This is a genomic window from Thioclava sp. DLFJ5-1, from assembly GCF_002020115.1.
Classification (GTDB): domain Bacteria; phylum Pseudomonadota; class Alphaproteobacteria; order Rhodobacterales; family Rhodobacteraceae; genus Thioclava; species Thioclava sediminum.
On record NZ_MPZU01000001.1, the window covers coordinates 590,156 to 611,775 of the forward strand.

Below are 21,620 nucleotides of genomic sequence, written 5' to 3' on the forward strand. Positions count from 1 at the left end.
GCCTTGAGATCACGCGCCGCTCTCGGTAAGTTGAACGCTGCGGTTCAGTCCCCATTTTGGCGAGACGCCGTGCCCACATACAGGAGCCCGCCGATGCGTCCGGTCCCGATCCTTAACGCGATCCTCGTTCTTGTCGCGCTCTACCTTTTGGTGTTCGAGCGCGACCGCCTGATGGGCTATCTCGGCGATGCCGCGACGCCTGCCGAGCAAGCGCAGCAGATGGAGGAGGCCGGCACCCCCGCCGTGCCGGTGCAGGCGATGGTCTCGACCGCACAACCGCTCGATCAGGGCGTTCTGACGCGCGGGCAGACCGAGGCCGCGCGCCGCGTGGAGGTGCGCTCCGAGACGACCGGCAAGGTGATTTCCGAACCGCTCGGCAAGGGCGCGCAGGTCGAAAAAGGTCAACTGCTGTGCAAGCTCGATCCCGGCACGCGGCCCGCGGCACTGGCCGAAGCGCAGGCCCGGCTGGCGGAAGCGCGGCTCAACGCCACTGCTGCCGAGAAGCTGAAAGAAGGCGGCTACCGGTCGGAGACCTCCACCGCCTCCGCGCAATCGGCGCTCGAAGCGGCCAGCGCCGCCGTTGAGGCCGCGCAGACGGAACTGGCGCGGCTCGAGATCACTGCGCCCTTTGCCGGGATGATCGAGGAAGACACCGCCGAACTGGGCTCGTTGCTCTCGGCGGGCGGGCTGTGCGCCACCGTGATCCAGCTCGATCCGATCAAGCTGGTGGGATACGTCCCTGAGACCGAGATCGACCGTGTGCAGTCCGGCGCGATGGTCGGCGCACGGCTTGCGACCGGGCGCGAGGTGATGGGCAAGGTCACTTTCGTCTCGCAATCGGCGGATGCCGCCACGCGCACCTTCCGTATCGAGGCGGAAGCGCCCAATGGCGACCATTCGATCCGCGAAGGGCAGACGGTCGAGATGATCGTCGCCGCCGATGGGACCAAGGCGCATTTCCTGCCCGCCTCCGCGATGACGCTGAACGATCAGGGCAAGCTGGGCGTGCGGCTGGCGGTGGACGGCGTGGCCCGTTTCGCCCCGGTCGACTTCCTGCGTGACACGCCCGAGGGCGTCTGGCTGGCGGGCCTGCCGGAGAGCGCGACGGTGATCGTGGTCGGACAGGACTACGTCACAGAGGGCTCGCCCGTGGCCGTGACCCTCGTCGATCACGCGCCGGGGGATGCGGCCCATGACGCGCCTGCGCCCATGACGCCCGCCCCGCAGTCTGATGGCGGTGCCGCAGACGCCGCCGACGGGGCCGCGCAATGACCGGCATCGTCGATTGGGCCGCAGCGCGCGCGCGGATGGTGATCGCCTTCGTGGCGATCTCGATCCTCGCGGGGCTGACCGCCTATCTGAGCCTGCCCAAGGAGGGCGAGCCGGATATCGAGATCCCAATGCTGTTCATCTCGGTCCCCTTCCCCGGCATCTCGGCCACCGATTCCGAGAAGCTACTGGTCAAGCCGATGGAGACGGAACTGGCGGGCCTCGACGGGCTCGACAAGATGACCGGCATCGCGAAGGAGAATTACGCGGGGCTGATGCTCGAATTCGACTTCGGCTGGGACAAGACGAAGATCATCGCCGATGTGCGCGATGCGATGAACACCGCCGAGGGCAAGTTCCCGGACGGGGCCGAGAAATATTCGATCAACGAGATCAATTTCTCCGAATTCCCGATCGTCGTGGTGACGCTTTCGGGCAATGCGCCCGAACGCACCCTGCAACAGCTTGCCCGCGAATTGCAGGACGAGGTCGAGGGGCTGGAGCCGGTGCTGGAAGCCCAGATTGCGGGCCAGCGCGACGAGATGCTGGAAGTCGTGATCGATCCGCTGAAGCTCGAGGCCTATAACGTCACCGCCCCCGAGCTGATCAATGTCGTGCAGGCCAACAACCAACTGATCGCGGCGGGCGAGGTGGAGACCGATGGCGGCGCCTTCTCGGTGAAGATCCCCGCCACCTTCGAGACCGCGCAGGATGTCTACGCCCTGCCAGTGAAGAAGAACGGCGAGAGCGTCGTGACGCTTGGCGATCTGGCCGATATCCGCCTGACCTTCGAGGACCGCACCGGCACCGCGCGCTTCAACGGCGAGCCGACGGTGGCGCTGCAGATCGTGAAGCGCAAGGGCTACAACGTCATCGACACGGTGGACCTGCTGCGCAAGACTGTGGCCGAGACCGAGAGCAAATGGCCCGAGCCGCTGCAACGCGCGGTCGATGTGGGCATCTCGCTCGATCAATCGAAAACCGTGGGCGCGATGGTCAGCCAGCTGGAAGGCTCGGTTCTGACCGCGATCGCGCTGGTGATGATCGTGGTGCTGGCGACGCTGGGCACGCGCTCGGCGCTGCTGGTGGGCTTCGCGATCCCGACCTCCTTCCTGCTGACCTTCCTGCTGCTGGGCGCAATGGGCGTGCCGATCTCGAATATCGTGATGTTCGGCCTGATCCTCGCGGTGGGGATGCTGGTCGATGGCGCGATCGTCGTGGTGGAATATGCCGACAAGCGGATTTCCGAAGGCTCCGGCCCGATGGCCGCCTACACCGAAGCCGCCAAGCGCATGTTCTGGCCGGTGGTGTCGTCCACTGCGACGACGCTCTGCGCCTTCCTGCCGATGCTGTTCTGGCCGGGCGTGCCGGGCGAGTTCATGGGGATGCTGCCGGTCACAATCATCTTCGTGCTCTCGGCCTCGCTGGTCGTGGCGCTGATCTACCTGCCCGTCGTGGGCGGCGTCGCGGGCCGGATGAGCCGTCGTCTCGACATGGGCGCGCGGGTCATCAAGGGCTGGCCGTACGGGCTGCGCCTGCTGCTTGCCGTAGCCTCGGCCGGACTCGTCTTCCTCGGCGCGCTCCTGACACTCAACCCGGCCTTCTTCTCGGGCACGCATACCGCCTCGGGCAATCTGCTGGCCTCGCTGCCCGGCGTGATCCTCTTCGTGATAGCTACGCTGCTCAGCTCGATCACCTTCACGGCGGCCAAGCCGCAAGGCAAACCGAAGCCCATCGAGGCGGGCTATCGCCGCCGCCCCTTCGGCCATTTCACCGCCGCTATCGCGGGCAATCCGATCATGCCGCTGATCGTGGTCGCGGTGATCGTGACCGGCGTCGTCATGACCTTCGGCTATTACGGCAGGAACAATAACGGCACCCAGTTCTTCACCGATAGCGAGGTCGAACAGGCGATCGTCTATATCCGGGGCCGCGGCAACCTCTCGCTGACCGAGAAGGACGCGCTGCTGCAGGAAGCCGAGAACATGGTGATCGGCACGCCCGGCGTCGGCGCGGTCTTCTCCTTCGCGGGCGAAGGCGGGCTGAACCAGAACAATGGCGGGGCCAGCGCGCCGCGCGACACGATCGGTCAGATTCAGGTCGAGATGATCCCCTGGGCCGAGCGCAAGGACGACCCGGCGCTCGATGGCGACGTGGTGATGGAGAAGATCATGGCGAAGATCGCCACGATCCCCGGCATCCAGTCCGAATATCTCGCCCAGGATCGCGGGCCGTCCTCCGGCAAGCCGATCCAGTTGCGGCTCGAGGGCGACGATTTCGCAGCGCTCGACAAGGCCGTGCGGCAGGTCGAGGCGCATATGGCGGATATGAAGGGCGTCACCGCGATCGAGGATACGCGCCCCCTGCCCGGCATCGACTGGGTGATCGACGTGGACGTGACCCGCGCGGGCCGTTTCGGCGCGGATGTGGCGACGGTGGGCGGGATGGTGCAGCTGGTGACGCGCGGCATCCTGCTCGACACGATGCGCGTGCCCTCATCTGACGAGGAGATCGAGATCCGCGTGCGCCTGCCCGAGGAAGACCGGGTGCTGTCGACCCTCGACACGCTGAAGCTGCGCACCTCCGAGGGGCTGGTGCCGCTCGCGAATTTCATCACCCGCACGCCCGCCCCCAAGCTGGGCCAGATCGACCGGATCGACCAGACCCGCTATTACGACATCAAGGCGGGGGTCGAAGAGGGCCTCACCAATGAGGACGGCCAGCCGATCACCGGCAACGAACGGATCGCGGCACTGGGGGAGTGGCTCGATAACGAGGCCGCGCTGCCGCCGGGCGTCAGCTACGAATGGTCCGGCGATCTGGTCGAGCAGAACGAGAGCCAAGACTTCCTGATGACCGCTTTCGGCGGTGCGCTGGCGCTGATGTTCGTGATCCTGCTCGCGCAGTTCAACAGCTTCTACAATTCGGTGCTGGTGCTGCTGGCGGTCGTACTGTCCACCGCAGGCGTGCTGATCGGGATGCTGGTGATGGGCCAGCAATTCTCGATCATCATGACCGGCGTCGGCATCGTCGCACTGGCGGGGATCGTGGTGAACAACAACATCATCCTGATCGACACCTATCAGGAATTCTCGCGCTACATGCCCGAGCTCGAGGCGATCATCCGCACCGCCGAGGCCCGCCTGCGGCCCGTGCTGCTGACCACGATCACCACGATGGCAGGGCTCGCGCCGATGATGTTCGGCCTGTCGCTCGATTTCTTCAATGGCGGCTATTCGATCGATAGCCCGACCGCGCTCTGGTGGAAGCAACTGGCGACCGCAGTGGTGTTCGGCCTCGGCACCGCGACCGTGCTGACGCTGGTTCTGACGCCCGCGCTGCTGGCGATCCGGGTCTGGTTCAAGACCGGCGCCTATCGCGGGACCAAGGCGCTTTCGGCACTGATGCAGGGCATCGACAGCCGGGCTGCGCGCGACCTCGCGCTGGAACGCGCGATGCGCAAAATGCGAGGGCGCGAGATCATCTGGGACGAGGATGCGCCCGAAGGCGGCGTGAAGCCGCATCTGGTGACACGGCCCGACGCGGCGGAATGAAGCTACGAAAATGCCCGGGCGGCTAGCCCGGGCCGCGCCCGACCCTCCCCCCGGGAGGGCGCATTGGCGATTTGGGCGCAGGCACGACCGACCTGCGGGCTTTAGAGATAAAGCGCCAAGCCTTCTAGGGAGCGACGCGCCCACCCAAGGGTCGGGCGCCGCCCTCTCACCTATGCCGCCCCCTGCTCCGCCTCGTCTTCCTCTTCCGCCGATTGCCGCGCCCACATCGAGGCATAGCGCCCGCGCTGTGCCAGCAACTCCTCGTGGCGGCCGCGCTCGATAATCTCGCCCTTGTCGAGCACAAGGATCTGATCGGCATCCGCGATGGTCGACAGGCGGTGCGCGATGGTGATCACGGACCGCCCCTCGCCCATCGCCTTCAGGCTCATCTGGATATCGCGTTCGGTCTGCGTATCGAGCGCCGAGGTCGCCTCATCGAGCAACAAGATCGGCGGGTTCTTCAGGATCGTGCGCGCGATGCCCACCCGCTGTTTCTCGCCGCCTGAGAGCTTCAGACCGCGCTCGCCCACGGCCGTGTCATAGCCTTCGGGCAGGCTGAGCACGAAGTCATGGATGCGCGCGGCCTTCGCCGCCGCCACGATCTCTTCGTCCGAGGCATCGGCGCGCCCGTAAGCGATGTTGTAGCGGATCGTGTCGTTGAACAGCACGGTATCCTGCGGCACCACGCCGATCGACTGCTGCAGGCTCTCCTGCGTCACATCGCGCAGGTCCTGATCGTCGATGCGGATCGCGCCGCCGGTCACCTCGTAGAAGCGGAACAGCAGGCGCCCGATCGTGGATTTGCCCGAGCCCGAGGGCCCGACCAGCGCCACGGTCTGGCCAGCGGGCACGTCGAAGGAAATCCCCTTCAGGATCGGCCGCGTCGGGTCATAGGCGAATTCGACATGGTCGAAGCTGATATGCCCGCCTTTCACTTTCAGAACGTCTGCATCCTCTTTGTCCTGAATTTCAGCCGGTTGCTGCAACAAATCGAACATTTCGCCCATATCGACGAGCGCCTGCCGGATCTCGCGATAGACCGTGCCGAGGAAGCCCAGCGGCATGGTGATCTGGATCATGTAGGCTTGCACCATGACGAAATCGCCGACCGTCAGCGTGCCCGCCTGCACCTGCATCGCGGCCATGACCATCACCGTCACGAGCCCGATCGTGATGATCAGCGTCTGGCCCGCATTGAGCGCCGCGAGCGATTGGCCGGTCTTCACCGCCATCGCCTCGTAGCCCTTCATCGAGTCGTCGTAACGTTCGGCCTCGCGTTTGGCCGCGCCGAAATATTTCACCGTCTCGAAGTTCAGCAGGCTGTCGATCGCCTTCTGGTTCGCCGCCGTATCGGCCTTGTTCATCTCGCGCCGGATATTCACGCGCCATTCGGTGACCTTGAAGGTGAACTTGATATAGGCCGCGATGGTGACCAGCACGACCGCCGCGTAGCGCCAGTCGAACACGACCGCGAAGATGATTGCCACCAGCGTCAGCTCGACGATCAGCGGGCCGACCGAGAACAACATGAAGCGCAGCAGGAACTCGACGCCTTTCACCCCGCGTTCGATGATCCGGCTGAGGCCGCCGGTCTTGCGGGTGATGTGATAGCGCAGGCTCAGCTGATGCATATGGGTGAAGGTCTGCAGCGCCAGATGGCGCAGCGCGCGTTGCGCCACCTTCACGAAGATCGCATCGCGCAGCTCGCCGAAGGCCACCGTCATCAGGCGCGCGACGCCGTAAGCCACGGTGATCGCCACCGCCCCCATGCCCAGCGCCCAGGCCGCCGAGGTGCCCTCGCCCGAGAGCGCGTTGACCGCCTCGCGATAGACGAAGGGCGTCGCGACCGAGATGATCTTGGCGATCACCAGCATCACCATCGCGAAGACAACGCGGCGCTTCACCCACGGGGCTTCATGCGCCCAGAGATAGGGCAGCACCGCGCGGATCGTGCGCCAGCCGCGGGCGCGTTCCTCGGCATTCATCTTGCCCTTGGTCGTGATCTGTGCCGGAGGCATCGCGCCCTCCTCTTCCTCTTGGCGAAAATATCCCGGGGGCTCCCATCAGGGAGCGGGGCAGCGCCCCTCACCGGTCAAACCTGCGCGCAACCTACTCGGCGGCGCGCAGGAGTCCAGCCATGCAAGCGGTCTGTGCGCTACTGCGCAGCGTCGGCGGGCTGCGCATCGGGGGCGGGAATGTTGAAGACCTGCCCCGGATAGATCAGGTCGGGGTCGCGGATCTGGTCGCGATTGGCGTCGAAGACCCGCACATATAGGAACCCGTCGCCATAGACCTCGCGTGCGATCGCCCAGAGCGTATTGCCCTTCACGATCTGCACCACTTTCACCGCGTCGCCGACCTCTCCGGTCGCGCGCACCGAAGCCGCCTGCGCACCGGTCGGATCGGCCGCGCTTGCCACGAGAATCTCGTCGGGTTGGTCGAAACCGGTCTCGGCCCGCGCGACCACCTTGCCGGACGCATCCTGCGCGTCGATCCGCAGCTTATGCTCGCCCGTGCCCAAGCCAGGCAGGCTGAGCGACCAGCGCCCATCCGCACCCGGCTGCGCCTCGGCGACGAGCGTGTCGTCGAGATAGGCGCTGAGCGTCGTGCCCTCGGGCGCGCCGCGCCCTTCGCTGCGCGCGACCTCGCCCGAGCCGAAGGAGATCGTGTCGATCACCAGATCGTCGCTTTTCGGCGCAAGCAGCCGCGCGCCATCGGCATCCGCGATGAGCGGGGCTGCCGGCGGCGTGGGTGTCGAGGGGGCCGCGTCGGTCCCGGTGGCGGCGGACGCGCCTGCGTCAGTGCCGGTCATCGCCGCACCATCCGTCGCCCCGCCGCTTCCATATGTCGCACCATTCGCTGCCGTCCCGGACGCAGTACTCTCCCCTGCCGAAGCAAGGCGCTCCTGTTTCGGCTGGCCGCGCAGCACGAGCGTCTCGGCACTGTCACGCGTGGTGCCATCCGCACCGGTCACCCGCAGCGAGAGCGCGCGCGGGCCATCGGAAGGCGGCAGATCGAAGAGCGAGGCGAAGCTGCCGCCGCCATCGGCCAGCGTGCTCGCCACGACTTTCCCATCCACCAGAATATCGAGCTTGGCGCCCGGTTCGGCCCGCCCGGCGAGCGTCACCGATCCGTCGGGTGCGGCGCGCAGCGCATCGAATTGCACCTGGGCGAGCGGCTTGCCGTCCGGCGCCGCCTTCGCAGTGACACCGTCGGCCGCGGTGGCAGCACCAGTGTCACCCCCGGTGGCGGTTGCCGTCGCGGATGTCTTCGCACCAGTCTCACCAGTCGTTTCAACCAGCTTATCCGTGGGTTCCTCAGCCAGCGGAGCCACGGCACTCGCCGCTTCTTCCGCTTCCTGAGCCACGGTTTCCACGCTTTGCTTTTGCGGCGCGGCGGTGCCGGAGGCCGTCTCCGCGCCCCCCTCTTGTGTCGTTTGCGGCGCCCCGGCGGACCCGGTCGCGGCGGTCGCATCTGTCCCCGACGGTTGCGCCCCTTCGCGTTCCACCGGGCGCAGAACGCCCCAAAGCACCAGCCCCAAGACCACAAGGAGCAGCGCGACCGCCCCCCCTTTCACCGCCCCGAGCCCGGAGCTCTCGACTGGTTGATCCGTCACGTTTTCATTCATTTAAGTCCCGCCTTCACGTCATCCCTCGGAGCCTGCCGCCTGTTCTTATGTGCGGCTAGGTCACCCGGTCCCTTGAGGGAACTTAGCAACCCCGGTATCACCGCTCAATAACAATGCATTTTCGGAGACACCGTCATGACCCTTCCCCGTTCCGTCTGTGTCTATTGCGGCTCTCGTTCGGGCGCGAAGCCTGCTTATGCGGCAGCAGCGCAGGAAACCGGAGAGATGCTCGCCGCGCGCGACTGGCAGCTGGTTTACGGCGCGGGCGATGTCGGGCTAATGGGAGAGGTCGCACGCGCGGCGCAAACCGCGGGCGGGCGCACCTTCGGCGTGATCCCCGAGCATCTCTTCCCGCGCGAGGTCGGCAAGCGCGACCTGACCACCTTCGTCGTCACCGAGACAATGCACGAGCGCAAGAAGGTGATGTTCATGAACGCCGATGCGGTGGTGGTGCTGCCGGGCGGTGCGGGCTCGCTCGACGAGCTGTTCGAAGTCCTGACATGGCGCCAGATCGGCCTGCATGAGAAGCCGATCTATCTGCTCAATATCGAGGGCTACTGGGCGCCGCTCGAGGCGCTGATCGACCATGTCATCGAGGAAGGATTCGCGGACGCATCGCTGCGCGATCTCGTCGTGACGGTCGGCAGCGTGGCGGAGCTGGAACGCGCGCTCGTCTCAGCTTTCGCCTAAACCGCGCTGCGTGGCGGGCTGTGCCGCAGGCTGCGGGCGGCGCATCCGCAGGTTGGCGCTGGAATAGAGCGCGAGCGCCGTCCAGATCAGCCCCAGCGCGATCGCGTGCCAGATCGTGACCGTCTCGCCGAAGGCCAGCGTCGCCACCGCGAATTGCAGCGTCGGGTTGAGATATTGCACCAGCCCCACCGTCGCCATCCGCACGCGTTGCGCGGCATAGGCGAACAGCAAGAGCGGCGTGCCGGTGAGCGGGCCAGAGAAGATCAGAAGCAGCGTCGTCTTCCAGTCACCGCCGAAATGGCCCGCGCCGGGCGCGCTGCCCCACCAGCCCGCGTGATAGCCCCAGAGCACGATCAGAGCGACCGGCGAAAGCAGCAGAACCTCGGCGCAGACCGAGACCATCGGGCCCGCGCGCAGCCCCTTCTTGATCAGACCGTAGGTGCCGAAAGTCGCGGCAAGGATCAGCGAGACCCAAGGCGCGACGCCCAGCCCGATCGTCAGGACGATGACCGCGGTGGCCGCCAGCGCGACCGCCATCCACTGCCGCGTGCTCAGCGCCTCGCGATAGACGATCAGCCCGAGGACGACGGCCACGAGCGGGAAGATGTAATAGCCAAGCGACGCCTGCACCGCATGGCCGAAATGGACCGACCAGATGAAGGTGAACCAGTTGGCCGAGATCATCAGCGCCGCCGTCGCGATCACCAGCGCCCCGCGTCCGCGACGCTCCGCCAGCGCGGCCCAAAGCTCGCCAAGGCGGCCTTTCAGCCCGAGGATCACGGCGAAGAACAGGAAGGACCAGAGCGTGCGATGGGCGAGCACCTCGATCGGCGGCATCCCGTCGAGCATTTTGTAATAAAGGCCCGACAGACCCCAGATGACGCAGGCGGTCACCATCGCCCAGAACCCTTTGACCGCCTCGTTCATCGAAATTCCCTTCTCTCAACCGCGCGACCCTGACCGATTGGCGGGCGAAAGGAAAGGCTGCGCCTCACGGGAACCTGTGCGCTCGTCCACGCATTGGGTCTGCGTCAATTCACAGTACCGAGAGAGACCGCCAATGTCCGCCACCAACAGCCACGACCCCGACGATTTCGCTTGGGCAGTGCCCGTCATGCGCACGGGCTACGGGGGGCGCGGGCTGGTCTATATCGTCGTCGCCGGTGTCTCGCTCTGGTCGCTTTTTCATGGCGGCAGTGCCGAGGGCACCAAGCAGGTTCTGGAGAAGCTGTCGAGCGGCTGGGGCGCCGTGGTGCTGGTCGCCATCGCGCTCGGCATGGCGGCCTACGCGATCTGGCGCGTGGTGGATGCGGTCTGGGATCTCGAGGCCTATGGGTCCGAGATGAAGGGGTGGTTCGCACGGATCGGCCTCGTCGTGAGCGGCCTCGTGCATCTGGGCATCGGCGGTATCGCGGTGACGACTCTGGTCGCGCGGACGCAAAGCGGCGGATCGAGCAAGCTGGTCTCGACGGTGCTCGGCGCGCCGATGGGGCGCATCGCACTTGGTGTCATCGGGCTGATCGTGATCGGCGCGGGGGGCTACTATCTCTATAAGGGGATCACCAAGGCCTATCTGAAACATCTGCAAGCCAACGAGGTTACGCGGCGCGCCAATATCGTGCTGCAAGCGGGGCTTGTGGCGCAGGGCGTGGTGATTGCGATCATGGGCGCGCTGATCGTCTATGCGGCTTACAGCTACGATCCCTCGAGCGCGGGCGGTCTCGGCAAAGTCTTCGACTGGCTGCGCGGACACCCGTTCGGGCAGTTCCTGACCGGGGCGATCTGCGTGGGGCTTCTCGGGTTCGCGGTGTTCTGCTTCGTCAACGCGGTCTATCGGATCGTGCCGCGCGCCAGCGACCCGGATATCGAGACGCTCAAGCAGAGCCTCGAGAGCGACGACTGAGCCGCCTCGATCCTTCTCATCCAACGAACGCCGCGCGGGTCTCGCGCGGCGTTTTTGCGTTGCGCGACAGACGGCCGGAGACGCATGGCGGGTTGAGCGATCTGTGGCGCTCGGACCGCCAGCGCAAAGCTCCCTACTCGCCTCCCAAATCCCCAATGAAAAAGCGCCGTACGAGACCCGCACGGCGCTTTTCCTGTCATCGCATCGCGGCGCGAATTAGGCGGTCGCGAGCTCTTCCTTCACCAGCTTCTCGATCTCGTCACGCGGGTGATTGGTCAGCGTCTTGTCGATCTCGGCCACCACCACGTCGGAGACTTCCTTGTGCAGTGCAGAGCGGATTTCGCCCAAGACACGCGGGGCCGCAACGATCACCAGCCGCTCGATCCGGCCCTTGTGGACCATCTTGTAGAGCCGCTCGGCCAGATCGTCGGCGAAGCGCATCTTCGCCAGCTCGTGCCAGTCGGTCTCCTGGAAAGCTGAGCGATGGCCGGGACCGTCATCGGCCATGCGGCCGGGGCTGTCGGTGCCCTGCTCGTGATCCGGCGGGTTTTCCTGCTCGTCAACGCGACGCACGACGAGGTTGGGATCCTCGTCATCCATCATGTTTTCCAGAAACAGCGCCTTCTCACCATCTGCGATGACGACCCAAGTGCCCTTGGAGAGTTTGGTCATTACATCTTCTCCTTTTCGCCGCTGTCACGCTCGTCGCCACCGAGCGGGCGCGTGGCGCCAGCGGAGGTTTCATCCAGTCGTTTCTTCTCGTCGCGCGTGCCGACCTTGCGATTGAGGTTCCCGCCCGAGCTGCCTTGCCCGTCCGGGGTTTCGATGTTCTCGGGCTTTTCGCCAAGAACCTCTTCGGTCTCGCGTCTGCCATCGTTGGAGCGAATGCGCTCGGCCATGTCGTCCTCCTCTTCGTTTTCGTATCACTGAGGAGAAAACCATTTCGTCTGCCCTGCGGTTCCTGCGCAGGGTCGTTCCGTCGCGGAAAAACCAAACGAAAAAGGGCGCCCCGCAGGACGCCCTTCCAATTCGTATCGCGCGCGGAAATTACATGCGCGAGGCGACGTTTTCCCAGTTCACCAGCTTGTCGAGGAAGTTCGACAGGTAGGCGGGGCGCTTGTTGCGGAAGTCGATGTAGTAGGAGTGCTCCCAAACATCGCAGCCCAGAAGCGCGGTCTGACCGAAGCACAGCGGGTTCACGCCGTTCTCGGTCTTGGTCACTTTCAGCGACCCGTCGGTATCCTTCACGAGCCATGCCCAGCCCGAGCCGAACTGGCCCGCACCTGCGGCGGCGAAGTCTTCCTTGAACTTGTCGACCGAGCCGAAGCTTTCGGTCAGCGCCTTTTCCAGCTCGCTCGGCATGGCCGAGGCGCCCGGACCCATCATTTCCCAGAACTGGGTGTGGTTCCAATGCTGCGAAGCGTTGTTGAAGATGCCGCTCTGCGCAACCGCGTTCGGCTGGTAGGTGCCCTTCACGATCTCTTCGACCGACTTGCCTTCCCATTCGGTACCGGCAATCGCCTTGTTGCCGTTATCGACATAGGCCTTGTGGTGAATGTCGTGGTGGTATTCGAGGGTTTCCTTCGACATGCCGAGATCCGCGAGTGCGTCGTGGGCATAGGGAAGATCGGGAAGTTCAAAAGCCATGATGTCCTCTCATTAGTTCGAAGGTACGTGTGTCAAACACTAAAGAAGCGCTGGAGGTTCCGAGGTCAAGCCGTTTCCGGCCCGAAAATCCGAGAGATGCGCTCAGGTTTTTCGCCTCAGCGAGAGGGCGATCCCGCCGATCACCAGCGCCGCGGCCAGCCAGAAGCGTGCCGAAGGCGTCTCCGCGAGCAAAACCGCCCCGCCCAGCGCCGCGATCAAGGGCACGGAGAGTTGAGCGATGGCGGCGAGGCTCGCGGGGATTTGCGGTATCACGCGATACCACAGTGCATAGCCCAGCCCCGAGGTCACCGCGCCCGAGAGGATCGCAGGCGTCCAGCCCCAGCTTTCCCCCTGCCCCCAATCGCCCGCGCTCAGCATCCAGATCAGCGCAAGCGGCGTGGCGAGTGCGAAGTTGAGCGCGGTCGCGACCAGCGGATCGCCGGCGCGTCGTCCGTTGAGCGAATAGAGCCCCCAGCCAACGCCAGCTAGAGCCATCATTGCGAAGCCCCTCGGGTCGATATGGGCGGCACCCGAGGCGGGCAGCAGCAGGACAGCCAGCCCCGCGAAGGCCAGCCCCGCCCCGATCCAGCGCCAGAGCGAGATCGCCTCGCGCAGCCACAGGGCGCCCGCGAACATGGTGATCTGCACCATCCCGAACAGCGTCAACGCGCCGACGCCCGCGTCGATCAGCCCGCTCGCGATGGAAAACCCAAAGATATAAAGCGCCAGCGTCGCGACGCCGGCGCCCAGCACCGCGCCCGGCAGGCGCAGTCCGCGTACGCCCTTCGCCCGGATCGCAAGGATCAGCAGCACCAGCGCCCCCGAGGCGAGCCGCACGAAGCCCGTCGCGGCGGGCCCCCAGCCCGCATCATGCACCGCCATCCGGTTGAGCACCGAATTGGCCGCGAAGGCGACCATGACGAGGGCGGTGAGGGCGAAAAGGCGCATGCTCAAGTCATCGCCGCGCCACGCGGCGCTGTCCAGCCCGACCTTTGTCCGACGCGAAAACAACGCCTTCGACGCCCGGCCCTATACATCGCGGGACCGTTGCCGCACCATGCTATTGCTAGGGATTGACACGGAGGAGCCTGATCATGGCGAAGAAAGCGAAGCTCAAAGAGCTGAAACAGGAAGTGAAGACGCGCAAGGCCAAGGTCGAGCGTCAGGAAAAGAAGCTAAAAGAGGCGAAGAAGGCGCTCAAGAAAGCCTCGTAACCCGGCGCTCGGGATCGGGCGCAATGAAAAACGGCCCGGATCGCTCTGATCCGGGCCTTTTTCCTGTCTCGGGCGAACCGCGGATCAGTCGCGGGTGTACATGCCCTCGTAGATCGGAACGAGCGTGTCGGTCTCGAAGAGCGACGACACGGACGTGCCCGACCAAGTGTTCAGTATCGCCTGCGCGAACATCGGCGCGGTCGGCACGATGCGGATGTTCGGGCAAGCTTTCACCGCGTCGGTCGGCTCGATCGAGTCGGTGATGACCAGCGATTTCAGCGCCGAATTGGTCACGCGCTCAACCGCCGGACCCGACAGGACGCCGTGGGAGATATAGGCGTGAACCTCGGTCGCGCCGTGCTCCATCAGCAGATCGGCGGCCTTGCACAGCGTGCCTGCCGTGTCGACCATGTCGTCGACGATGATGCATTTCTGGCCCTTCACGTCGCCGATCACGGTCATGCCCGCAACCTCGCCCGCCTTCTCGCGGCGCTTGTCGACGATGGAGAGCGGCGCGTCGATCCGCTTGGCCAGCTCACGCGCGCGGGCCACGCCGCCCACGTCGGGCGAGACGACCATGATATCGTCGGTCTGGCCTTTGAAGTTGTGCAGGATATCGAGCGCGAAGACCGGCGAGGCGTAGAGGTTATCCACCGGAATGTCGAAGAAGCCCTGGATCTGGGCTGCGTGCAGGTCGAGCGTCAGGATGCGGTCGACCCCGGCTTCGGTCAGCAGGTTCGCGACCAGCTTGGCCGAGATCGGCGTGCGGGCCTTGGTGCGGCGGTCCTGACGGGCATAGCCGAAATAGGGGATCACGGCGGTGATGCGATCGGCCGAGGAGCGTTTGAGCGCATCGGTGATGATCAGCAGTTCCATCAGGTTGTCATTGGCCGGGTTCGAGGTCGGCTGGATGATGAACATATCCTCGCCGCGGACGTTCTCGAAAACCTCGACGAAAATCTCGCCATCGTTGAAACGCTCGACCCGCGCATCCACCAAACCGACGGACATGCCGCGATGCATCGACATGCGCCGCGCGATGGATTGCGCGAGCGGTTTGTTGGAATTTCCGGAGATGAGCTTCGGTTCAGTGACGACGGACATGGGCCAGTTCCTTCGTGACGCCGGTCAGTGCCGGCGGGATTCGCTTGATTGCGCCTGCCTTAGCACCGGGGTAGCGTGGCGGCAATTTCGACTGTCAAGAAAGTGTTATGAATGGCACGGATCGACTACTATTTCGGCACGTTCAGCCCCTGGGCCTACCTCGGCGGCCCGCGATTCGAAGAAATCGCGGCGCGTCACGGAGCCGAAGTCACCTATAAACCGCTCGACCTTCTGGGCCTGTTCGACCGCACCGGCGGGGTGCGCCCGGCGCAGCGCCACCAGAGCCGGATGGAATACCGGATGCAGGAGCTCAAGCGCTGGTCGGCGCGGCTCGGGATGGAGATGAACACCACCCCGCCCGGCTATCCGCCGAACCCCGCACCGTCCTCCTACGCGATCATCGCGGCGCAAAAAGCCGGTGGCGGCGATGTGGGCGGTCTGGTCAACGCGATCCTGCGCGCCTGCTGGGCCGAGGACAAGGATATCGCCTCGGACGAGGTGATCCGCGCGGCGCTGGAAGCCAACGGCTTTGACGGCAATCTGGCGACCACCGGTCTCTTCGATGGCGCGGTCACCTACGAGAAGAACCTCGAGGACGCGGTCGAGGCCGGTGTCTTCGGCTCGCCCTTCTATATCGTGACCGATACCGACGAGCGGTTCTGGGGTCAGGACCATCTGGAGCTGCTCGACGACTATCTGGGGACGCTCTGAATGCCGCGTGATCAACGACAAGGGGCGGAAGTATTCTGGCAAAGCTTCGGTCAGGGCGAGCGCCCCGCCATCGCGATCCACTGCACTTTGGGCAGTTCGAACCTCTGGGCGAAGGCGCTGATACCGCTGGGCCAGCAGATCCACGCCGTCGCCTTCGATCAGCCGAGCCACGGGCAATCCGCCCCTTGGCGCGGCGACACGAGCGAGCCGGGCAGCTTCCAGACGCTGGTGACGCGGATCGCGGCCAGCTTCATAGAGCGCCCCGTGGACCTGATCGGGCATAGCTTCGGCGCCTCGGTCGCGCTGCGCATCGCGGTGGGCGCGCCGGAAGCCGTCCGTTCGCTGACCTTGATCGAGCCGGTCCTGTTCGCGGCGCTCCCCGAGCACGACCCAGATTGGCAGGACCTGCGGGCCAAGCAGGACCATTTCGAGCAATTGATGGAAGCGGGCGATTACGAGCCGGCGGCGCGCGGCTTCATGCGCGACTGGGGCACCGGTCAACCGTGGGACAGCTATTCCGAGACGCAGCGCGAGCGCTTCACCGCGTGCATGCCGATGGTCGAGAACATCAGCCGCGCCAATTTCGAAGATCCGGCACGGATCGCGCGGCCCGACGGGATCGAGCAGATCGACGCGCCCGCGATGATCATCCATGGCGACCGCTCGCCCGCGACGATGCCGAAGGTTGCCGAGGCGATCGCCGCGCGTCTTCCGGACGTGGGCGTCGCCTGCGTAGAGGGCGCGGGCCATATGCTGCCCGCCACCCATCCCGAGCAATGCGCGAGCCTGATCGCCGCCAATCTGGACCGCAGCTGACTTTATGGCCAAGCAATCCGCGATCTTCCGCTGTGCCGAATGCGGCGCAACGCATGCCAAATGGTCCGGGCGTTGCGACGCCTGCGGCGCGTGGAACTCGATCCACGAGGAAGCGCCGATCTCGACCACGCCCGGCTCTGGCATGAAGGGCGCGAAGGGCAAGGTGATCCCGCTCACCGCTCTCGACACCAAGGAAACCCCGCCGGCCCGCGTGAAATCGGGCATGGAGGAGTTGGACCGTGTCTTGGGCGGCGGTCTGGTCGCGGCCTCGGCGGTTCTCGTGGGCGGCGATCCGGGCATCGGGAAATCGACGCTTCTGCTGCAAGCGACGGCCAGCTTCGCCCGCAAAGGCGTGAAGGCGCTCTATATCTCGGGTGAGGAAGCGGCGAGCCAGGTGCGGATGCGCGCGCAACGTCTTGGCCTCGCCGATGCTCCGGTCGGTCTGGGCGCAGAAACATCCCTGCGCGACATCCTGACGACGCTGGAAACCGAGCGCCCCGACCTCGTCATCATCGATTCGATTCAGACCATGTGGTCGGACAATGTCGACAGCGCGCCGGGATCGGTGAGCCAGTTGCGCGCCGCCGCACACGAATTGGTGAGCTTCGCCAAAAAGCGCGGCACCGCCGTGATCCTCGTGGGGCATGTGACCAAGGAAGGCCAGATCGCCGGCCCGCGCGTGATCGAGCATATGGTCGACACGGTGCTCTATTTCGAAGGCGAGCGCGGCCACCAGTTCCGCATCCTGCGCGCGGTGAAGAACCGCTTCGGCCCGGCTTCCGAGATCGGCGTCTTCGAGATGACCGGCGCGGGTCTGGCCGAGGTCGCCAACCCCTCGGCGCTGTTCCTGTCCGAGCGCGGCCAACCCGCACCGGGCTCGGCGGTTTTCGCAGGAATCGAAGGCACGCGGCCTGTGCTGACAGAGATTCAGGCGCTGGTTGCGCCGTCCACGCTCGCCTCGCCGCGGCGCACCGTGGTCGGGCTCGATAGCGGACGGATTTCGACCATTCTCGCGGTGCTGGAATCGCGCTGTGGCATCCCGTTTGCGGGGCTCGACGTGTTCCTCAATGTGGCGGGCGGCATGAAAGTGGTGGAGCCAGCAGCGGACCTCGCCGCCGCCGCCGCGCTTCTCAGCGCGCGCGAAGATGTGGCACTGCCTGCAGACATGGTGATTTTCGGGGAAATCAGCCTGTCAGGCGCTCTGCGTCCCGTGGGTCAGGCGGAAAACAGGTTGAAAGAAGCGGCGAAACTTGGTTTTTCACAGGCGATCGCACCCTCGGGAACGAAAGCCGAAGGGTCGAGCGGGATGGCATTGCGCAAGCTGGGCGATCTCGTGACATTTACCGGGGAGATGTTCGGCGCCGGTTAACGCCGAGAACACAGGAGCGCAAATGGACGGGTTCACCATTGTCGATGCCATCGTGGCGGTCGTCATCATTCTTTCGGCGATCCTCGCCTATTCGCGTGGCTTCGTGCGCGAGGCGCTGGCCATCGTCGGCTGGATCGCAGCGGCGATCGTCGCCTATATCTTCGCCAACGAGGCACGCCCTCTGGTGCAGCAGATCCCCGGCCTCGACAAGTTCATCGGCCAAAGCTGCGAGCTGGGCATGATCGGCGGCTTCGCGGTGGTCTTCGCCGTGGCGCTGGTCGTGTTCTCGATCCTCACGCCGCTCTTCGCCTCGGCCGTGCAACGCTCGGCGCTTGGCGGGATCGACCAGGGTCTGGGCTTCCTGTTCGGCGTGCTGCGCGGGGTGGTCCTCGTGGCGGTGGCCTTCGTGGTCTATGACCGCGTGATGAGCAACGACCCCGTGCCGGTGGTCGATGACTCGCGTTCGGCCAAAGTGTTCTCGCGCGCCTCGGGCCAACTCGACGAATCGATGCCCGCCGATGCACCCGGCTGGATCGTGCAGCGTTACGAACAACTTGTGGCCGCCTGCCCCGCTCCTCCGGGCGCGGATGCCCCGGCCCGGACGGACGAACTGCCTCCGGCGACCGACAATTGATGTCAGTCACATGACGGTTTTACAGGCGCGAGGGGTTAACACCTCTCGCGTTTGTCTATAAATGGGCCAAAGCGCCCTCCCCTAGCGTCACACGGAGCTGATGACATGTCCTGCCCCGCCGCCCAGAAGACCCACTACGCCCACCCTTTCGACGACGACAAGCTCAAGGAAGAATGCGGCGTCTTCGGTGTTGTCGGCATTTCCGACGCCGCGAATTTCGTGGCCCTCGGTCTGCACGCCCTCCAACACCGCGGTCAGGAAGCAGGCGGCATCGTCGCCCATGACGCCGCCACCGGCTTCAACTCGGCCCACCGTTTCGGCTATGTCCGCGACAACTTCACCAAGTCGAGCCTGATGGAAACGCTGCCGGGCGATGTCGCCATCGGCCATGTGCGCTACTCCACCGCAGGCTCCAAAGGTGCGGTGATCCGCGACATCCAGCCCTTCTTCGGCGAGTTCTCGATGGGCGGCTGCGCGGTCGCGCATAACGGCAACCTCACCAATGCCGACGCGCTGCGTCGTGAGCTGATCGAGCGCGGCGCGATCTTCCAGTCGTCTTCCGACAGCGAATGCATCATCCACCTGATGGCCCGCTCGATCCAGCGCAAGCATGCCGACCGGATCGCCGATGCGCTGCGCCGCGTGGAAGGCGCCTTCTCCATCGTCGCGATGACGCGGACCAAGCTGATCGGGGTGCGCGACCCGCTGGGCGTGCGCCCGCTGGTGCTGGGCAAGCTGGGCGAGCATGGCTATGTGCTGAGCTCGGAGACCTGCGCGCTCGACATCATCGGTGCGGACTTCGTCCGTGAGATCGATCCGGGCGAGATGGTCGTCATTCAGGACGGCCATATCGAAAGCTCGCGCCCCTTCGGCCCCTCCACCGGCCGTTTCTGCATCTTCGAGCATGTCTATTTCTCGCGCCCCGACAGCATGATCGGTGGCCGCTCGGTCTATGAGACTCGCCGCGCGATCGGCGTGGAACTGGCCCGCGAGGCCCCGGTCGAGGCCGATCTGGTCTGCCCCGTGCCCGACAGCGGCACCCCGGCGGCGATCGGCTACAGTCAGGAAAGCGGCATTCCCTTCGCGCTCGGGATCACGCGCAACCAGTATATGGGCCGCACCTTCATCGAGCCGACCGAGCAGATCCGCAACATGGGCGTGCGCCTCAAGCTCAACGTGAACAAGTCGCTCATTCGGGGCAAGCGGGTGGTCCTTGTCGACGACTCCGTCGTGCGCGGCACCACCTCGCGCAAGATCAAGGACATGATCCTCGATGCGGGCGCGAAGTCGGTGCATTTCCGTATCGCCTCGCCGCCGACCGCATGGCCGTGCTTCTACGGCGTCGACACGCCCAACCGCGACAAGCTGCTGGCAGCGCAGATGACCGAAGAAGAGATGCGCGACTGGGTTGGCGTGGACAGCTTGAAATTCATTTCGCTCGACGGGCTGTATCGCGCCGTGGGCGAGGCCGAGGGCCGCGACAATTCCTGCCCGCAATATTGCGATGCCTGCTTCTCGGGCGAGTATCCGATCACGCCGTCGGATCAGCTGGAGAAGGGTTTCGAGATGAAGGCGGCCGAGTAAGCGCGCGACGCTTCAGGTTTCCCGAACCAACAAGACAAGGGCCGCCGCGCTGATCCGCGTTGCGGCCCTTATTCTTGGCGGCAGGCCCTGAGCAGCGGTTGCACCTCGCCATCCTCGGCGATCCAGTCGAGCATCGCCTGCGCGCCGCGCGTCCACCAGACATAACCGGCTTCGCCCTCGCCATCCTCGGCATATTTCGCACCATCGGCCGAGCGGATATGGCTCATCACAACCTGCCGCCCCTGTAGAAACACGACGACGCGCTGCGGATCGGTGTCGTTGAGATAAGCCGCGTGCACTTCCGCGCCGCGCTCGCAATGATAGGTGGCGTTCACCACCGCCGAGGGGCCGTCGCCGACAATCGGATTGAGCGGCTCCAACCGCTCCACCGACCCGTCATCCGGGGCTGTGCCCTGCACCGCGTCCTGCGCCGCGACCGGTCCCGCCAGCGCGACACCTACGAGCGCCGCGCCAAAGAGCCCCCGCCTCACGCGTCGTCCTCGACCCGGTCGGCAAGCGACTCCGCGCGCGCGGCGATCTCGGCCAGCGTTTCGGTCACTTCGGGCGGCACGATCGGCACTTCGACATGCGCCGGGTTCGACTGCAGCTCGTCGATCTTCGCCTGCAATTCGCCCAGACGGTTCATTGCGTCGCGCAGCTGATCCTCGATGCCTGCGGCCTTGTCCGCCAGCATCAGCCCCGACATCAGCAGCATCCGGCTCTCGGGCACCCGCCCGATCTGGCCCAGAAGCACCTGCGCCTCGCTGTCGAGCATCCCGGCAGCAGAGCGCAGGAAATGTTCTTCACCTTCTTGGCAGGCGACCTGAAAATCGCGGCCGCCGATGGAAATCGTCACCTCAGGCATCGGTCTCCTCCTCGCGGTTCGCCGCTTCGATGATCGGGTCGAGACCCGCGATGATCTGCTCCAGCTCGGCGCTCTCGCCGTCGCGCGCGGCGCGCAGGCTTTGCAGCTCGGCCATCAGCGCCTCCTCGGAGAAGGCCACGCCCTCGTCCATCAGCTTGCGATTGGCCGCGACCAGCGCCGCGTTGGCTTGCTTGAGCGCTGCGACTTCCTTGAAAGCGGCTTCCTGTGCGCGCACGGCGGCGCCGTATTTGCGCTCCATCGCGCCCAGCGTGGTGTCCTGTTTCTCGCGGATCGCGCGGACGCGTTCGGAGAGCTGCGCATTGGCTTCCTGCTCGGCGGCGAGCGCGGCTTTCAGCTCGGCCACTTCCGCCGGATCGGCAATCGCTTCGGGTGGTGCCTCCGGCACGGGGGGCAATTCCGCCTCGGCAGGCGCTGCGGTCTCCGGCTCGAGCTGGTGCGTGGCATCCTGCGCCGCTTGCGCCTGCAATGCTTCGCGCTGCTTGAGCGCTTCGACCCCGCGCCCGATCCGCTCTAGCGCGAAAGCGATGCGGCGTTCGTATTCGGCTATGTCACTCATACGCGCCTCCTCGTCCTCATGTTTTTCGCTTGCCATGACCGAATCGCGGCCGACT

At 65.5% G+C, this 21,620-nt stretch carries 20 protein-coding genes; 9 read left to right on the top strand and 11 right to left on the bottom strand.

Translation table 11 applies throughout. The features are described from left to right. Positions 1–93 precede the first annotated feature (93 nt). The gene (locus BMI86_RS02835; protein ID WP_078539665.1) at positions 94–1,272 is read left to right on the top strand and encodes an efflux RND transporter periplasmic adaptor subunit; all 1,179 of its coding nucleotides are present in this window, start codon (positions 94–96) and stop codon (positions 1,270–1,272) included. Next, complete coding sequence (locus BMI86_RS02840) at positions 1,269–4,823, top strand: efflux RND transporter permease subunit (protein ID WP_078539666.1); 3,555 nt, start codon at positions 1,269–1,271, stop codon at positions 4,821–4,823. The genes BMI86_RS02835 and BMI86_RS02840 overlap by 4 nt, the downstream gene beginning before the upstream one ends. A gap of 170 nt (positions 4,824–4,993) precedes the next feature. Here BMI86_RS02840 and BMI86_RS02845 read toward each other — a convergent pair whose 3' ends face one another. Further along, a complete protein-coding gene (locus BMI86_RS02845; RefSeq protein WP_078539667.1) occupies positions 4,994–6,841 on the bottom strand; it encodes an ABC transporter ATP-binding protein/permease in 1,848 nt (615 codons plus the stop codon). Positions 6,842–6,978: 137 nt separating this feature from the next. Further along, on the bottom strand, positions 6,979–8,451 hold the full coding sequence (locus BMI86_RS02850; RefSeq protein WP_078539668.1) for a LysM peptidoglycan-binding domain-containing protein: 1,473 nt from the start codon (positions 8,449–8,451) through the stop codon (positions 6,979–6,981). 135 nt (positions 8,452–8,586) lie between these two features. On the opposite strand from BMI86_RS02850, the gene BMI86_RS02855 reads away from it, so the two are divergent. After that, positions 8,587–9,141: a TIGR00730 family Rossman fold protein gene (locus BMI86_RS02855; RefSeq protein WP_078539669.1), complete on the top strand. Its 555-nt coding sequence runs from the start codon at positions 8,587–8,589 to the stop codon at positions 9,139–9,141. Here the strand turns inward: BMI86_RS02855 and rarD are convergent. Further along, positions 9,127–10,068 carry an EamA family transporter RarD gene (gene rarD, locus BMI86_RS02860; RefSeq protein WP_078539670.1) on the bottom strand — a complete coding sequence of 314 codons (942 nt, stop codon included), beginning with the start codon at positions 10,066–10,068 and terminating at the stop codon, positions 9,127–9,129. The two genes, BMI86_RS02855 and rarD, sit on opposite strands and share 15 nt — an antisense overlap. A gap of 133 nt (positions 10,069–10,201) precedes the next feature. Here rarD and BMI86_RS02865 point away from each other — a divergent pair, with 133 nt between their 5' ends. Continuing rightward, the gene (locus BMI86_RS02865) at positions 10,202–11,044 is read left to right on the top strand and encodes a DUF1206 domain-containing protein (RefSeq protein WP_078539671.1); all 843 of its coding nucleotides are present in this window, start codon (positions 10,202–10,204) and stop codon (positions 11,042–11,044) included. A 216-nt stretch (positions 11,045–11,260) separates the two neighbouring features. Here BMI86_RS02865 and BMI86_RS02870 read toward each other — a convergent pair whose 3' ends face one another. The 5 genes from BMI86_RS02870 to BMI86_RS02890 all read right to left on the bottom strand — a co-directional run bounded on the left by BMI86_RS02870 (position 11,261) and on the right by BMI86_RS02890 (position 15,009). Beyond that, positions 11,261–11,716 (bottom strand): host attachment family protein, encoded by a 456-nt coding sequence (locus tag BMI86_RS02870; protein ID WP_078539672.1) that lies wholly within the window; start codon positions 11,714–11,716, stop codon positions 11,261–11,263. Next, positions 11,716–11,943, bottom strand: coding sequence for a hypothetical protein (locus tag BMI86_RS02875; RefSeq protein ID WP_078539673.1), 228 nt, complete (start codon positions 11,941–11,943; stop codon positions 11,716–11,718). Before BMI86_RS02875 ends, BMI86_RS02870 begins: the two co-directional genes overlap by 1 nt. Positions 11,944–12,091: 148 nt before the next feature. Continuing rightward, positions 12,092–12,691, bottom strand: coding sequence for a superoxide dismutase (locus tag BMI86_RS02880; RefSeq protein WP_078539674.1), 600 nt, complete (start codon positions 12,689–12,691; stop codon positions 12,092–12,094). Between the two features lie 102 nt (positions 12,692–12,793). After that, on the bottom strand, positions 12,794–13,639 hold the full coding sequence (locus tag BMI86_RS02885; protein WP_078539675.1) for a DMT family transporter: 846 nt from the start codon (positions 13,637–13,639) through the stop codon (positions 12,794–12,796). Between the two features lie 350 nt (positions 13,640–13,989). After that, positions 13,990–15,009 carry a ribose-phosphate pyrophosphokinase gene (locus BMI86_RS02890; RefSeq protein ID WP_078519603.1) on the bottom strand — a complete coding sequence of 340 codons (1,020 nt, stop codon included), beginning with the start codon at positions 15,007–15,009 and terminating at the stop codon, positions 13,990–13,992. Between the two features lie 111 nt (positions 15,010–15,120). Between BMI86_RS02890 and BMI86_RS02895 the strand changes: the two genes are divergently transcribed. From BMI86_RS02895 to purF, 5 genes are all read left to right on the top strand, one after another. Next, positions 15,121–15,720: a 2-hydroxychromene-2-carboxylate isomerase gene (locus BMI86_RS02895; protein WP_078539676.1), complete on the top strand. Its 600-nt coding sequence runs from the start codon at positions 15,121–15,123 to the stop codon at positions 15,718–15,720. Further along, the gene (locus tag BMI86_RS02900) at positions 15,721–16,536 is read left to right on the top strand and encodes an alpha/beta hydrolase (RefSeq protein ID WP_078539677.1); all 816 of its coding nucleotides are present in this window, start codon (positions 15,721–15,723) and stop codon (positions 16,534–16,536) included. Positions 16,537–16,540: 4 nt separating this feature from the next. Continuing rightward, positions 16,541–17,905 (top strand): DNA repair protein RadA, encoded by a 1,365-nt coding sequence (gene radA / locus BMI86_RS02905; RefSeq protein WP_078539678.1) that lies wholly within the window; start codon positions 16,541–16,543, stop codon positions 17,903–17,905. A gap of 22 nt (positions 17,906–17,927) precedes the next feature. Beyond that, a complete protein-coding gene (locus tag BMI86_RS02910) occupies positions 17,928–18,539 on the top strand; it encodes a CvpA family protein (protein WP_078519607.1) in 612 nt (203 codons plus the stop codon). Positions 18,540–18,644: 105 nt separating this feature from the next. After that, positions 18,645–20,123 carry an amidophosphoribosyltransferase gene (gene purF, locus BMI86_RS02915; RefSeq protein WP_078539679.1) on the top strand — a complete coding sequence of 493 codons (1,479 nt, stop codon included), beginning with the start codon at positions 18,645–18,647 and terminating at the stop codon, positions 20,121–20,123. Between the two features lie 68 nt (positions 20,124–20,191). On the opposite strand, the gene BMI86_RS02920 is transcribed toward purF, so the two are convergent. The 3 genes from BMI86_RS02920 to BMI86_RS02930 are packed head-to-tail and all read right to left on the bottom strand — an operon-like array spanning position 20,192 to position 21,565. Further along, positions 20,192–20,614: an MliC family protein gene (locus BMI86_RS02920; RefSeq protein WP_078539680.1), complete on the bottom strand. Its 423-nt coding sequence runs from the start codon at positions 20,612–20,614 to the stop codon at positions 20,192–20,194. Further along, entirely contained in the window at positions 20,611–20,988 is a 378-nt protein-coding gene (locus tag BMI86_RS02925; RefSeq protein WP_078519610.1) for a cell division protein ZapA, read from the bottom strand. Before BMI86_RS02925 ends, BMI86_RS02920 begins: the two co-directional genes overlap by 4 nt. Continuing rightward, entirely contained in the window at positions 20,981–21,565 is a 585-nt protein-coding gene (locus BMI86_RS02930; protein ID WP_143594667.1) for a hypothetical protein, read from the bottom strand. Before BMI86_RS02930 ends, BMI86_RS02925 begins: the two co-directional genes overlap by 8 nt. Positions 21,566–21,620 lie beyond the last annotated feature (55 nt).